The 13,398-nt window shown below is 36.9% G+C and carries 12 protein-coding genes; 11 read left to right on the top strand and 1 reads right to left on the bottom strand.

Translation table 11 applies throughout. The features are described from left to right. Window positions 1-141: 141 nt before the first annotated feature. The 9 genes from Q1B07_RS20110 (at window position 142) to Q1B07_RS20070 (ending at window position 9,592) form a co-directional block, all read left to right on the top strand. Complete coding sequence (locus Q1B07_RS20110) at window positions 142-663, top strand: hypothetical protein (RefSeq protein ID WP_299094236.1); 522 nt, start codon at window positions 142-144, stop codon at window positions 661-663. Window positions 664-869: 206 nt separating this feature from the next. Continuing rightward, a complete protein-coding gene (locus tag Q1B07_RS20105; protein WP_299094237.1) occupies window positions 870-1,424 on the top strand; it encodes an isochorismatase family protein in 555 nt (184 codons plus the stop codon). A gap of 207 nt (window positions 1,425-1,631) precedes the next feature. Further along, complete coding sequence (locus Q1B07_RS20100) at window positions 1,632-1,766, top strand: BA3454 family stress response protein (protein ID WP_299094238.1); 135 nt, start codon at window positions 1,632-1,634, stop codon at window positions 1,764-1,766. Between the two features lie 263 nt (window positions 1,767-2,029). Continuing rightward, a complete protein-coding gene (locus tag Q1B07_RS20095) occupies window positions 2,030-4,105 on the top strand; it encodes a penicillin-binding protein 2 (protein ID WP_299094239.1) in 2,076 nt (691 codons plus the stop codon). A gap of 806 nt (window positions 4,106-4,911) precedes the next feature. After that, on the top strand, window positions 4,912-5,100 hold the full coding sequence (locus tag Q1B07_RS20090; RefSeq protein WP_299094240.1) for a hypothetical protein: 189 nt from the start codon (window positions 4,912-4,914) through the stop codon (window positions 5,098-5,100). A gap of 152 nt (window positions 5,101-5,252) precedes the next feature. Then, on the top strand, window positions 5,253-5,870 hold the full coding sequence (locus Q1B07_RS20085) for a hypothetical protein (protein ID WP_299094241.1): 618 nt from the start codon (window positions 5,253-5,255) through the stop codon (window positions 5,868-5,870). A gap of 298 nt (window positions 5,871-6,168) precedes the next feature. Then, entirely contained in the window at window positions 6,169-6,672 is a 504-nt protein-coding gene (locus Q1B07_RS20080; protein ID WP_299833433.1) for a DinB family protein, read from the top strand. A gap of 453 nt (window positions 6,673-7,125) precedes the next feature. Further along, window positions 7,126-9,462, top strand: coding sequence for an RNA polymerase recycling motor HelD (helD, locus tag Q1B07_RS20075; protein ID WP_299093728.1), 2,337 nt, complete (start codon window positions 7,126-7,128; stop codon window positions 9,460-9,462). Further along, the gene (locus Q1B07_RS20070; protein WP_299093730.1) at window positions 9,455-9,592 is read left to right on the top strand and encodes a hypothetical protein; all 138 of its coding nucleotides are present in this window, start codon (window positions 9,455-9,457) and stop codon (window positions 9,590-9,592) included. The genes helD and Q1B07_RS20070 overlap by 8 nt, the downstream gene beginning before the upstream one ends. Window positions 9,593-10,195: 603 nt before the next feature. Here the strand turns inward: Q1B07_RS20070 and Q1B07_RS20065 are convergent. Then, window positions 10,196-10,708 (bottom strand): sigma-70 family RNA polymerase sigma factor, encoded by a 513-nt coding sequence (locus tag Q1B07_RS20065; RefSeq protein WP_299093732.1) that lies wholly within the window; start codon window positions 10,706-10,708, stop codon window positions 10,196-10,198. Window positions 10,709-11,010: 302 nt separating this feature from the next. Here Q1B07_RS20065 and Q1B07_RS20060 point away from each other — a divergent pair, with 302 nt between their 5' ends. Beyond that, complete coding sequence (locus Q1B07_RS20060) at window positions 11,011-11,766, top strand: alpha/beta fold hydrolase (protein WP_299093734.1); 756 nt, start codon at window positions 11,011-11,013, stop codon at window positions 11,764-11,766. 292 nt (window positions 11,767-12,058) lie between these two features. Beyond that, window positions 12,059-13,324 carry an MFS transporter gene (locus tag Q1B07_RS20055; RefSeq protein ID WP_299093736.1) on the top strand — a complete coding sequence of 422 codons (1,266 nt, stop codon included), beginning with the start codon at window positions 12,059-12,061 and terminating at the stop codon, window positions 13,322-13,324. Window positions 13,325-13,398 lie beyond the last annotated feature (74 nt).

Genomic DNA, 13,398 nt, shown 5'->3' with positions numbered 1-13,398 from the left:
CGCTTGACTATCTAAGTCCCATTGAATATAAAAATATTCACCTTAAAAAAAGTGTCTAGTTTAGTGTTGACATACCAGAGATCCAAACGAAGTCTTTCGAAATTTATTTTATGACTATTACATCAAGTGAAGAGGTACAACATGAAAAATAAAAGTGAACGGTATATCCCCCTTATTGTAACTGTTGGACAGGTCGCTATTTTTCCATATTATATTGTGTGGTTAAAAGAAATATCTTTGACCTTCACCTTATTTGCATGGTTATTTGCCGCTTTTTCTTTTGCAGCTGCTTGGGGCTATCGTGTCTTTCAGTCGCAAAAGAATAAAAATAATTCTAATATCCCTTTTATATATGCAGGGATGGGTTTTGTATATATATTTGTAGGCTGTATAAAAGATTCGTTTGAATTTCTTCCCTATACTGCACTTCTATTGCAAATCATCTTAGGATTTTTACAGGGTTACTTTCGTGCATGGCATATAGAGCAGAAGACCTATCGATTACATGCTGTTAATCACTATTTAATTGTCGGTGTTACTATGATTGGGTTTTCTTTTGTAAAAATAATTTCTCCTGCTGTCTTTATTACTTTTTTTGGGAGCGTGTTGTGTGTTTGTGGCTTTTGGGACTATATTCGAAATAAGAAAGCTGAAGTTATTTAGGAACAGACTACGTGAAACTTATATCTCACTGGAGGTAAGAAAAGGGTTAATCCCCCATACGTGCTATCCATATAGGTGTTAAAAAGAGGAGTATAGAACCTTTTTAACGAAATAAGCTTTAATGGTAAGGAGGTCGATTTTATGCCCAATAGAATCGAAAAGGATGTAAGAGAGCAAGTTAAATAAAGCAAAAGGGAGGTTTATCCATGAAACAAGCTTTGTTAATTATTGATGCCCAGCAAGAATTAATTGATGGTAATCATGAAAAAAGTGTTTTTGAAAAGGAAAATCTAATAAAAAATATTAATGTGGTGATAAAAAAGGCGATTGAAACCGATTCTTTAGTGGTTTTTATGAGAGATAAAGATGTAGCAGGAGGCGAAGGCAAAGGATTTCAAATACATCAGGATATTAACGTGCCTACTGAGTCAAAAATATTTGATAAAGAAGCAACAAATTCGTTTTATGGAACCCCTTTATTAAACTATTTAAAAGAAAGCAAGGTAGAACATCTAGTTATTATGGGGTGCAAAACAGAACATTGTATAGACACAGCTGTAAGAGCTGCTACAGTCAATCATTTTGATGTCACTTTAGTTCAGGATGGACATTCAACGACTGATTCCTCAACTTTAACTGCCGAACAGATCATCATGCATCATAATGAAATCCTTGATGGTCATTATAATGTTGACCATTTTTCTGATGTTAGAAGGGCACAAGAGGATTTATTTAAACCTAGACATAATAATTACCGATAAATAGACGATATAAATTTGTTTCATCTTCCGTAATCAGGCGCAAGAACGTAACGATTAGGTTGACACTTATCTTTTTAAACTTGAATTAAATGATAATCTTTACTTTACAAGAGAGGTAAACCTTTTAATAAACCTTTTACATAAAATCTATCAAAACTTAAAATATCACCTTTACAATATAGCTAAAAAGGAAGGTGAAAGAACAACATGTACAAGTATACAATCAATGTAACATTCAAGGGGAAAATTTATCAAACGAATGTAATAGCCCCAAAAAACAAATCAGAAAAAGAAATTTATCAAATTGCAAAAGAACAAGTTCTGAAACAATGGGCAAGTTAAACAACTACTTGGAGTATTCATTCAAATGATTAAAGGGAAGTTTTGCTTTTTTTACCATATACATATTAGGTCCGCACCATTGTTTGAAAGATTAGTCAAACCCACTCGTTACAACGGGTGGGTTTGACTTTATGGTCGAATATTATTAGCACACTTCAAAAGGATTCATAACATAGAAGATTAGTTAAATAAGACTATCCATATGGAGAGAAATATAATACTATAAGAATAGATTTCCGGAAAATGTAAGGAGAGGAATTATTTTGACGGACCAGGGGGCAAGTGCATCCGAACAGCGTGTGCTAAAAAAATCAAGATTTATCCGAATTAATGTCTTATTCTTTTTTATCTTTTTATTGTTTGTTGCCATCATTATTCGTCTTGGAATTGTGCAAATCGTCCAGGGTGAGGATTTTTCTAAAGAAGTATCACGGACTGAATCAGATTTTGCAAGTCTTCCAGCTCCTCGTGGAAAAATGTACGACCGTTACAATCGGGTTGTTGTTGATAATAAAAGTGTACAAGCTATTACATACACCGTTGAAAAAACAACAAAAACGGAAGACAAGATAGAAACTGCAAATAAACTTGCGAAATACATTAGCTATCAGCCTGATTATTTAAAAAAAGAGTTAAAAGAACGTGATATTCGTGACTATTGGATCGCATCACATCCTGAAGAAGCAGAAAAGCTGCTTACAAAAAAAGAATTAGAGTTAAAACCAGCTGAAACGTACAAATTACAGGTTGATCGTGTACCGAACGAAGCAATAGCAGCAATTAAACAAAATCCCGAACAACAAAAGCTTGCTTATATTTACACTCGTTTTTCATCAGGCTATCAATATGAGCCGCAAATCGTAAAATCATTAAATTTAACAGAAGAAGAAATTGCGACAGTCGCCGAAAATTTAGAGGATCTGCCCGGAGTCGATATTATTACCGATTGGGATCGCGCATACCCTTATGATTCTTTAAATACGATCTTTGGCGGTATCACATCACCTGAACAAGGGATTCTCCAATCACGTGAGGAGTTTTATACGGCAAGAGGATATTCACGTAATGAGCGGGTAGGAAAAAGCTATCTTGAATATCAATATGAAGATTACCTTCATCCAAGAAAAGCAAAAATTGAATATATCACAGATAAAAATGGAACGATCGTTTCTAAAGAAGTCGTTGATCAAGGACAAAGAGGACATGATTTAAAGCTTTCGTTTGATATCGAACTGCAAATGGAAGTAGAGAAAATTATCGAAGAGGAATTACGCAGGGCAAGAAGCAGTTATGGAAACTACTTGTTGGATCGTGCATTTGTCGTGATGATGGATCCTTTCCAGGGCGATGTTTTGTCGATGGCAGGTAAACTAATAGATGAAGAGGGTGAAATGCTTGACTATGCATTTGGTACCTTTACTTCCCAGTACGAGGCAGGTTCAACTGTAAAAGGAGCGACCGTTCTCTCAGGTTATCAAGACGGTATGGAGCATGGTCGAGGTTATTATGATTCAAAACTTTATTTTAGAGGAACACCCCCAAAGGGATCTTACAGTAACCTGGGATATGTTAATGATTTAAGCGCTTTAGAGCGTTCTTCTAACGTTTATATGTTTTATGTCGCAATGCGAATCGCTGACATTACCTATGTGAAAAATGGGCCGATTAATGTAACACAAGAAGATTTTCAGAAGCTGCGAAACTATTTTGCGCAATTTGGTTTAGGGGTACCAACAGGTATAGATTTACCACAAGAATCTGCAGGTTTAATAAGCACCCCAGATACTGGCGGTAAACTCTTAGATATTGCTATCGGCCAATTCGACACCTATACGCCGCTCCAATTAGCTCAATATGTATCGGTTATTGCGAATGGTGGTTATCGTGTTCAGCCGCGAATTGTAACAAGTATTCATACCCCGTCTAATGACGGAGAACTTGGTCCAATCGCTGTAGATAAATCTCCTGCTATATTAAATAAAGTAAAAAACACATCAGAAGATATTGAACGAGTACAACAAGGATTTAAACGAGTTGTTTCTGGAAGTCGCGGGACAGCTAGGGCATACATTAAATATGATGTGGCAGGTAAAACAGGTACGTCACAAACACTTTATTATGGACCTAAACGCGCTTATTGGGGAAGAGAAACAAATAACTTAAACTTTGTTGGCTATTATCCCTCTGAAAATCCTGAAATTGCATTTAGCGTTGTTGTCCCTTGGGCTGGCTCAGACCAAGACCCCGTAAATAAAAAAATTGCAAATCGAATAGTTGGCGTTTATATGGATCTTCAGAAGAAATACGTAACAAGTACTGAAATTAAAGAAGAGAAATAAAGAAAAAATAAGTGGGAATTTATATTAAACAAGTAGTAATAATCTTAAACAAGCATTAAACAAGGATCTTCGTTGGAAAGGTCTTTGTTTAATGTCAATAATGGCCAGTGTGTGGCTTCATTCGTCTAATAGCTAACATTATTTACACTCCCCATTTTTAATTAAATTCATTTAAGGTGCAGGTCGGAGGAATTCATCTATAGATTCCATTATTAGACTAAAAGACTGACCGGCAATGAATTTACAATTAAAGCAAAAATTCTAGAGGTTCATCTTCTTTTTATTTGAAGAGGTATTTGTCAACAGCCCCATAAGAGCTTTAACATTACTTTTTCTTCAGTGATTCCAAAATCCTTATTAATAAAGTAATTATGATAGACAATAACAAAAACAAAATAATCCCGATTGAAAAAGCACCTGATTGATCATTAAATAACCAAACGAGTAGGTAAAACAGTATCACACTACCAAAAAAAATTAACATAGATATTGAAATGGCTCTTCCCATAAAAAAACCTCCTAATGTATATGTTCCATTTTATAACAATTTAAATTTTTAAAGGGCGAAATTTAAGAATATGGAAAATCCTTTTTTTAATCCTATAACATCGCATTTATTGACTAGGTTTGTATACATATTCCTTTGGGGATCTTCTTCAAATAAAGGGGCAAATAGTTATACAAGAAATAATGGTAAAATAAGGATAAAATTAATAAAAATCTAAGCTATATGATTGGATAGTAACCAGTCAAGATTAGTTTGATTATTGAAATAGATGGCTTTTTTCAAACAAGGAGAGGGTAATTTGAATAATATAGAAATAGCAAGTTGGGTAGGAATTATTTCATTATTACTCATTGTTTTCTGTTTTTACTTCACTCTTACATTTTTTGAAAACTTATATAAGAATGATGAACGTATTACTAAACAGTCAAAATTAGCAGCTGTTATCTGTCTCGGTTTAGCTTTATTTATCCCTATTCTTTATATTTAAATTATAGGAAAAATTGGATACTCTTTATAAAGCTAACGGGTGCTTTAGTGAAAGAAAAATTAATTGATTTTAAGATTGAGATCATGATTTAGTCATTATCGGGCGCAATCCTGTAATAATGAATTGGAAGGAAAATGAGAAGGTGATTAAGAATGGATGTAGAAATTGGATATTTTCCAAAGCACTATTATTGTGACGAACCCGATGCTGGTGGTTTTTTCCCATTTGCAATTGAAGGTACTACAAAATATGTCTTTGATATTAGCAATATATATCTACCAAAGTGTGATGAAAATTGGCTTCCTCTATGGATGGAAAAACTGAAAGCGTATCCTATTTATTTTTGTGCTCAAATTCCTTCTTACTGGAAGGAGGAATATGTACTTACTTGTAAGAAGTCTAATATTGGCTATAGAAATTTATTTGATACAGATCAATTCTCTGTTTTGGTAACTCAAGTTGAGGGTGATAAGCAATTCCGAAAGGTTATCCCCTTTTTTATTTCTCTTGGTAGTGGAAATGATTTGGTGTTATGGTCAATGAGTAAAGACGTTTTCAGTATAGAAAAAAGGAAGTGGAAAGGTAATTGGAAAGATAAAATTGCCGAAGCAGTAATTGTGAAAATAGAGGGAGATACAAGTATCTTTTGGATTGGTTATGACGGAGATAGTATTGCAGTTATTTCGAATAATCCCCAATTCTCAACATATGAAAAAATATGTAGAACATTTCCTGAATTTATTAACCCTACTCAATGTGAATACGAGTAATGAAAACAAATAAAAGGAAGATAGACCATAACTGACTTTCATAAACATAACTTAATTTTTTTTATTCAAATTAAAGGGCGCATTTCCAGAGTAAGGAACTGTGCATTTTTGCATGAAAAGGGCCAGATTGTAGCATAACGGATGAAGAATATTTTGCTAAGTAGGAAGGGATTATGAAGGAGTATTATTAACCTTTAGGGTAGCTCAATAAAAAAACAAATTAGGTAAAATGAAATTGTAACTTGGTGTATAGTAAAAAGAAAAATTTCCCTTTATATCTAAGGGGTTGGAGGATGCTATGGAAAAGATAGAATATGAATGGGTAAAACAAACACGTCAGATTTTATTAGACCAGTGTAGAGAATTAAATGAAGATGACTTTACTAAAGAGTTTGAATTTGGTTTTCAGAGTATTAGAGATTCTTTAGTTCATCTGGCAGGTTGCTATCATGCTTGGCTAGGTTCTTTTGTACTTTCAGAAACATCATCACCATTATTTACGAAGGAAGTAATTAATAATATGAAGATAGATGATATTCAACGCTATTTTCAACAAGCTGATGTATATGTAGAGAGTGTATTTGAACATTTCAAAAACAAATTTGATGAGTTTATCGAAAAAGAGCCTTCTTGGAAAGCGGGCGGTGGGTTTGTAAGAAAAACGCCACATCAATTACTAATCCATTCAATTACTCATGAATCACATCATAAAGGACAAATTGTCGCAATGCTACGTCTACTTGGTCATATACCTAAAAATACAGACATATTGGGGTTGCCTGAAAAGGAATTCGCTAAATAAAAATAAAGAAGTCTTCTGCAATAGGGGGCGTTTCTGCAGTAAGGGATGCGTCCTTCTTTAAGAATAATACCAATAATTAACGGAGTAAGAAAAAAGTTCTAGTTAATCAGCCAGGAAATTGTAAACAACAGCTTGGTTAAATAAGACATAGTCAATTTCGACAGGTTGAAAAATAAACATATTGATGGGAGAGAAAATTTTGCAAAATCCATTTCATCATTTAGCAAGGGGAATATGTAGATAGCATTGTTTTAATAGTTTTTCATCTTTAAATTTGCACACTTATGACCCATCATCGCGATAAATCCATTGATAAAAATGAGTAACTGTGGTAAATTTATATAGATGCACGCTGTTAATGGATTTTTGTATAAATTATCCCTATTTTAATTATAATTCATAAAATCCTTTTCAGTCAACCCCTATTTTTATTTTTTTGAAGGAGTGTTTGGTATGAACATGGAACTTCGCCAGGAGCAAGAACGAGTGAACACTGTCATGGAGACAATTACAGAGCAAATCAGTAGATTGGAGGGCGAAACTTCCAGACGTCGGAAGGAAGTTGTGAATATCCGCAAACACTTTTGGGATGAAGTAAAGGTTAATCTTGATACCTTTGACGATTTTCTTGAGACGATCATCAATTTGAGACAAGAGGCTCAAGCTTTGTCGGTAAGCCAAAGCACCCATAGACATGTATCAAAAAGATTATCTGCACTGCGGCGAATGAAAGAGATGCCCTATTTTGGCCGAATCGATTTCATTGAAGAAGGAACTTCAACTGCGGAACGAATCTATATCGGCATCTCAACGCTCACGGATGCAAGCGGTGAAAATTTCCTTGTTTACGACTGGAGGGCTCCGATTTCGAGTGTCTACTACGACTACCAGCCTGGTCCCGCCAAGTATACGACACCTGGTGGAGACATCCATGGCATGCTGGAGAAAAAGTGGCAATATCTCATCCGCGGCGGCATGATCCAATCGATGTTCGATACCAGTCTCACGATTGGTGACGAAATTTTGCAGCAGGTGCTTGGTAAAGGGACAGACAAACATATGCACAATATCGTAGCCACCATTCAACAGGAACAAAACCGGATCATCAGGCACGATCGCGGGCGGGTGCTTATTGTACACGGTGCTGCTGGAAGCGGTAAGACATCGGCTGCGCTGCAGCGGATTGCTTATTTGCTCTATAAATATCGAGATATGATGAATTCCGATCAAATCATTCTTTTTTCGCCTAATTCGATGTTTAATAGCTACGTTTCTAATGTGTTGCCAGAACTCGGCGAAGAGAATATGCAGCAGGTCACATTCCAGGAATACTTGGATCATCGGCTTAATGCTGAGTTTCAAGTGGAGAATCCTTATGATCAATTGGAATATGTATTGACTGCAGTGGATAGCCCATCATACGAAACAAGGATTGCGAGCATCCGCTTCAAGGCTGCCAACTGTTTTTTTGAGGCGATCAAATCATACAGGGAATCGCTGGAATTATCCGGAATGGTATTCAATGGAATTACCTTCAGAGGAAGGACAATTGTTAGTGCTGAACAAATCGCGGAAACGTTTTATAGCAGCGATACCTCGCTTCGTTTTCATGGCAGACTTGAAAAATTGAAGGATTGGTTAATGAAGCAAATAGATGAAACCGAGAAGCGCGAACGGACTAAGCCATGGGTTCAGGAGGAAATCGAACTGCTCAGCAATGAGGAATACCATAAAGCACGTACCTACTTAGCGAAAAAACGCGGCTTTAAAGGAGAGGCGATTCATGATTATGAAATGGAGCCTAAAGCGTTAGCTCGCTTGATTGTTCGCCGGAAGTTAAAGCCGTTGCGCAAACGGATCAAGGCGTTTCATTTCATCGACATTAAAGGAATATACAAGCAGTTTTTTACCGATCCCATCAAGATCAAACAGTGGATGGATCAGGAAGCACCCGAGGAGTGGCCGGATATTTGCCTAGCGACTGTGAACATGCTGGACGAAGGTAAATTAAATTACGAAGATGCTACTCCGTTTTTACTTATGAAAGAGCTAATTCAAGGCTTTCAGACGAACAACTCGATCAAACACATCGTTGTTGATGAGGCGCAAGATTATTCTCCGTTTCAATTCGAGTTTTTAAAACGTTTGTTTCCTTCGGCAAGAATGACCGTGCTCGGCGACTTTAACCAAGCGATATTCGCCCATGCCAGTGAAATGGTTGATTTCCACACGCTTACAAGCCTTTACGGTCCTGATCAAACGGAAGTGATCAACTTGACCCGCAGCTACCGATCGACAAGACCGATCGTCGAATTTACACGCGGACTCGTACCAAATAGTGAACGGATTACCCCTTTTGAACGCGATGGCGAGAGGCCTGTATTGACACAATTGTCCAATCGCGCTGAATTGCATCGCTCCATCGCATCCAAAGTTGCAGAATTGCGGAAACGGCAGTATCACACAATAGCGGTTATCTGCAAATCTGCAGCGGAAAGCATTGCTGCATATGAATCCTTGAGCGGCATCGAAGAACTTAAGCTTGTGAAGAGCGGATCGATTGAATACGAGCAAGGCGTTGTCGTCATACCGGCGTATTTGGCCAAAGGGATCGAATTCGACGCGGTGATTATTTATGACGCATCAGCTAAAAGTTACGGAGATGAGGGCCTGCGCAGATTGTTTTACACCGCCTGCACCCGAGCTATGCATCACCTGCAGCTGTACAGTGTAGGTGAACCGAGCCCTTTCTTGCGCGAGGTTGCGCCGGAGAGTTTCATTGTTGATTGAAATGAAAAATGAAACTCTCGATCGAAAAGAGAAATGCAGCATCAATTATTTGGGGGGGAAGGAAGTAAAATATGAACGGCAAGAGCAGAAAGTTGATGAACGTTCATTTCCTTTATTAACTCAAGTGTGAAATCATTTCACTACAGGTTGATAAACCATGAAAACACCATATTTTCATGGTTTATCCCTGTCTCAACATAAGCTAATCACATAGCAGAGGAAATATAAATATTTAATTCTCAAAAAAAGCGCTAGTTATTACCAGAGCTTTTAAGGGTTCATTTTCAATGCGCTTTTCAATATTAAACAATCGTTTGTTTAATTCTGTTAATCTGTTGTTTAGACTTCGAATTCCGTTTTCTTTTTAGTCTCTTTCAACATTCTCACCACATCCTCATTTTGGGATGCATCAATTCTGTTTACAGTTCCTTTCATTTCTTGGATATCAGTTTTTACTTGTTTCATATCCTTTAGTCATGCCAATAAGATTTCTAAAATTTGTTTATCCATTCCGTTCACCATCCATTGTTATACTTATAAGTCATTTTGTAAATGATCACTATTTTTTGTTACCTTCATACATTTTCAGTCTAAAATTTCATGCCTTCCTAACTTCTCTGGTCACTACCAAGTAAAGAAAGGTAACAGTTTACAAGAGTTTAATACTACAGGTTGATAAACCATGAAAACTTAAATTTTCATGGTTTATCGTTCCCTGCCTTTTATATAAATGCTACATAATACTCAAAAACTCCTCACTAAAATGCTTTTTTAACTTAGCAATGGCATCCCTCCGCCAAGACTTCACGGCAGAAACGGATACTCCTTCCTCCTTTGCAATGTCAGCTGGCATTTTCCCATATAGGCAGTATGCTTTTAACCATTTGCTTTGATTTGCCGTTAAAAGGGCGGAAATGTCGTCAATAACGGAATTTATTAGCATGGGGATAAAATCGCTTTCTCCTGCGTCTTCAAGGTTTCCGTCCTGTTCAAGCTGGCATTCCTTATCCATTCTTCTCCTTTCTCTTGTAAGGGCTGTTTTCATTCGCCCGCTGATATATGCATAAACATATGACTGAAAATGTCCCTTTTCTTCATTAAAGCGTTGTGCGGCCTCCCATAAGGCAATACACCCAATTTGATAAAACTCCTGTTCATTTTTATAAATGGATAAATTTCTCATAATATAAAAGATCATTGGTTTATATTGATCATGCAGTTCCTCAAATTTTTTATCTTCGACCATGTAAGAATCCTTTTTAAGAATGCATTCTTACTTTATTCCGCGGTAATTTGAGAATAGCAAGCTCTGTTTCTATGAGAAACTTTCCTTATGGCGCGTAAGGGAAGGGGAATTTGGCTGATATCTTCGTTTTTTCTTAGAGATAATGAACTTATCTACCTAAAGGAATTGAAGAAAATGACGTTATTGTGTGATTTTCGTTTTACATGATGGAGGAGTATTCGTCATCACTCAAATGCAGGTAATTTCCACCATTTATCGAATTCAATAAGAGAAGTGGTTAAAACTTGATTGGAGGGATGAGAATGCCAGAAAAATATCCAATAATAGAAGGGGCGGAACCTTTTTATTTTGAAGGAAGTAAAGTCGGGATTTTGTTATCGCATGGCTTCACAGGCTCCACTCAAAGCATGCGTCCCCTTGGAGAGGCTTATGCAAAGGCTGGCTATACGGTTTGTGGGCCGAGGCTAAAAGGACATGGGACTCATTATGAAGAGATGGAAACAACCACCTATCACGATTGGATTGCTTCTGTTGAAGAAGGCTTGCAGTGGTTGAAGGAGCGCTGTGAGACAATCTTTGTTACCGGTCTTTCCATGGGAGGAACGCTGACATTGTATCTAGCTGAAAATCATCCTGAGATTAAAGGGATTATTCCGATCAACGCAGCGATTGACATTCCTGATTTTGCAGAGCTTGAACAAACAGAAGCCAGATTTTTAGATGCAATCGGATCTGACCTTAAAAATAAGGACATAACCGAATTGGCATATGAAAAGACCCCTGTTCAGTCATTAAAGCAAATTGTAAAGTTGATGGAAGGTGTGAAAGCAAAGCTGTCGGCTGTTACATGCCCCGCTTTGATCTTTGTTTCGACAGAGGATCATGTGGTGCCGCCAACAAATTCCCATTATATTTACAAGAATATTTCTTCACAAAATAAGCAGCTCGTGGAATTAATTAACAGCTATCATGTTGCAACCCTTGATTATGATCAGCAGATCATTATTGATCGAACACTGGCCTTTGTTGAAAGCGTTTTAAATGGATCGCTTGATTAAAACCGTTCATTAAAGCTGAATCACTGTCATCATCACAAAGACATTGGTTCAGCTTCTTCATTTTTTTCTATGAATCCATAATAATGTGAATTTTTCAAAAAAAATTAACTAAAACACTAGTATACTAGTGTGGAAGTGTGATATTATTTCTGTAAGGCGCTTTTCAATTACGAAAAATGAAGGGGCTTACATGTAAAGTGGGGTGAAAACATTTATAGGGGTAAATTTTTTTGCGAGCAAAAGTAAACGGTTTCATTGATGTGAAATGCAAATGATATGAGGAGGTAAAGATATGTTTTCAAAAGGAAGAACGTCTGTATTACTTTTTCTTTTCTTGGCAGGTGTTGTCAACTATCTAGACCGATCAGCTCTCTCGATTGCCGCACCTTTTATAACCGAGGATTTGCAATTAACACCAACGCAATTAGGGATCATTTTTAGCAGCTTCTCTGTAGGGTATGCGATTTTTAATTTTGTCGGCGGAATCGCATCAGATCGTTATGGTGCAAAGCTGACGCTATTTGTTGCGATGATCGTTTGGTCCTTATTCAGCGGGGCTGTAGCGCTGGCAGCTGGTTTTATCAGCATGATTATTATTCGTGTTCTCTTTGGGATGGGGGAAGGTCCATTATCAGCAACCATTAATAAAATGGTGAATAACTGGTTCCCGGCCGATAAACGCGCGAGTGCAATTGGATTGGCCAATAGCGGTACACCGTTAGGAGGCGCCATTTCCGGACCAATCGTTGGGATCATTGCGTTAAATTATGGGTGGAAAATCTCTTTTGTTCTCATTATGGTCATTGGACTGCTATGGGCCATCGGCTGGTGGTTTTTTATTAAAGATAAGCCTTCAGAGGAAAGCAACCAAACAAAACGTACTGCCAAGCTGGATAATCATGAAGTAAAAGGGGAAAAAAACTCTTTAACCTTTTATTTAAAACAAAAAACGGTCCTATTTACCGCTTTTGCTTTCTTTGCCTATAACTATATTTTGTTTTTCTTCTTGACGTGGTTCCCAAGCTATTTAACAAATGCTCGCGGCTTAAGTATTGAAGAAATGAGTGTTGTGACAGTGATTCCTTGGGTATTAGGCTTCATTGGACTCGCTTTAGGCGGAGTTGTTTCTGATTTTGTTTATAAGAAAGTAGGTAAGGCATTATTTGCACGTAAAGTCGTGTTAGTCACCTGCCTGTTTTTATCTGCAGTCTGTATCGGGTTTGCCGGACTTGTTACGACCACGGTGTCGGCTGTTACATTAGTCGCTTTATCTGTATTCTTCTTATATTTGACTGGCTCGATTTATTGGGCGATTGTCCAGGATGTTGTCGATCAAAATAATGTAGGATCTGTTGGGGGATTTATGCACTTCTTAGCTAATACAGCAGGAATTATTGGGCCGACATTAACAGGATATCTTGTCGAAGTAACGGGTACTTATACAATTGCCTTTCTATTGGCAGGAGGCCTTGCCATTTTCGCCTCATTGGCCGTAATAAAATTTGTTAGACCGATTCATAAACATAAAACAAATTTGTTAAAAGAGAACGTGATTTAAAGGTTTTTTCATTGTTTTATCGAATTATATTGTTTAAGCGGTTTTCATAAACCGGTTTTTATTTAGTCTTACTA

It is taken from the genome of uncultured Metabacillus sp. (assembly GCF_947503125.1).
GTDB lineage: Bacteria > Bacillota > Bacilli > Bacillales > Bacillaceae > Metabacillus.
This window is presented reverse-complemented; position numbering and strand designations above follow the sequence as displayed.

Bases quoted from the DNA above. Each gene is read 5' to 3' on its own strand.
- helD (WP_299093728.1), top strand. From the start codon at position 7,126: ATGAACATGGAACTTCGCCAGGAGCAAGAACGAGTGAACACTGTCATG.
- Q1B07_RS20100 (WP_299094238.1), top strand. From the start codon at position 1,632: ATGTACAAGTATACAATCAATGTAACATTCAAGGGGAAAATTTATCAA.
- Q1B07_RS20065 (WP_299093732.1), bottom strand. From the start codon at position 10,708: ATGGTCGAAGATAAAAAATTTGAGGAACTGCATGATCAATATAAACCA.
- Q1B07_RS20085 (WP_299094241.1), top strand. From the start codon at position 5,253: ATGGATGTAGAAATTGGATATTTTCCAAAGCACTATTATTGTGACGAA.
- Q1B07_RS20060 (WP_299093734.1), top strand. From the start codon at position 11,011: ATGCCAGAAAAATATCCAATAATAGAAGGGGCGGAACCTTTTTATTTT.
- Q1B07_RS20055 (WP_299093736.1), top strand. From the start codon at position 12,059: ATGTTTTCAAAAGGAAGAACGTCTGTATTACTTTTTCTTTTCTTGGCA.
- Q1B07_RS20110 (WP_299094236.1), top strand. From the start codon at position 142: ATGAAAAATAAAAGTGAACGGTATATCCCCCTTATTGTAACTGTTGGA.
- Q1B07_RS20080 (WP_299833433.1), top strand. From the start codon at position 6,169: ATGGAAAAGATAGAATATGAATGGGTAAAACAAACACGTCAGATTTTA.
- Q1B07_RS20105 (WP_299094237.1), top strand. From the start codon at position 870: ATGAAACAAGCTTTGTTAATTATTGATGCCCAGCAAGAATTAATTGAT.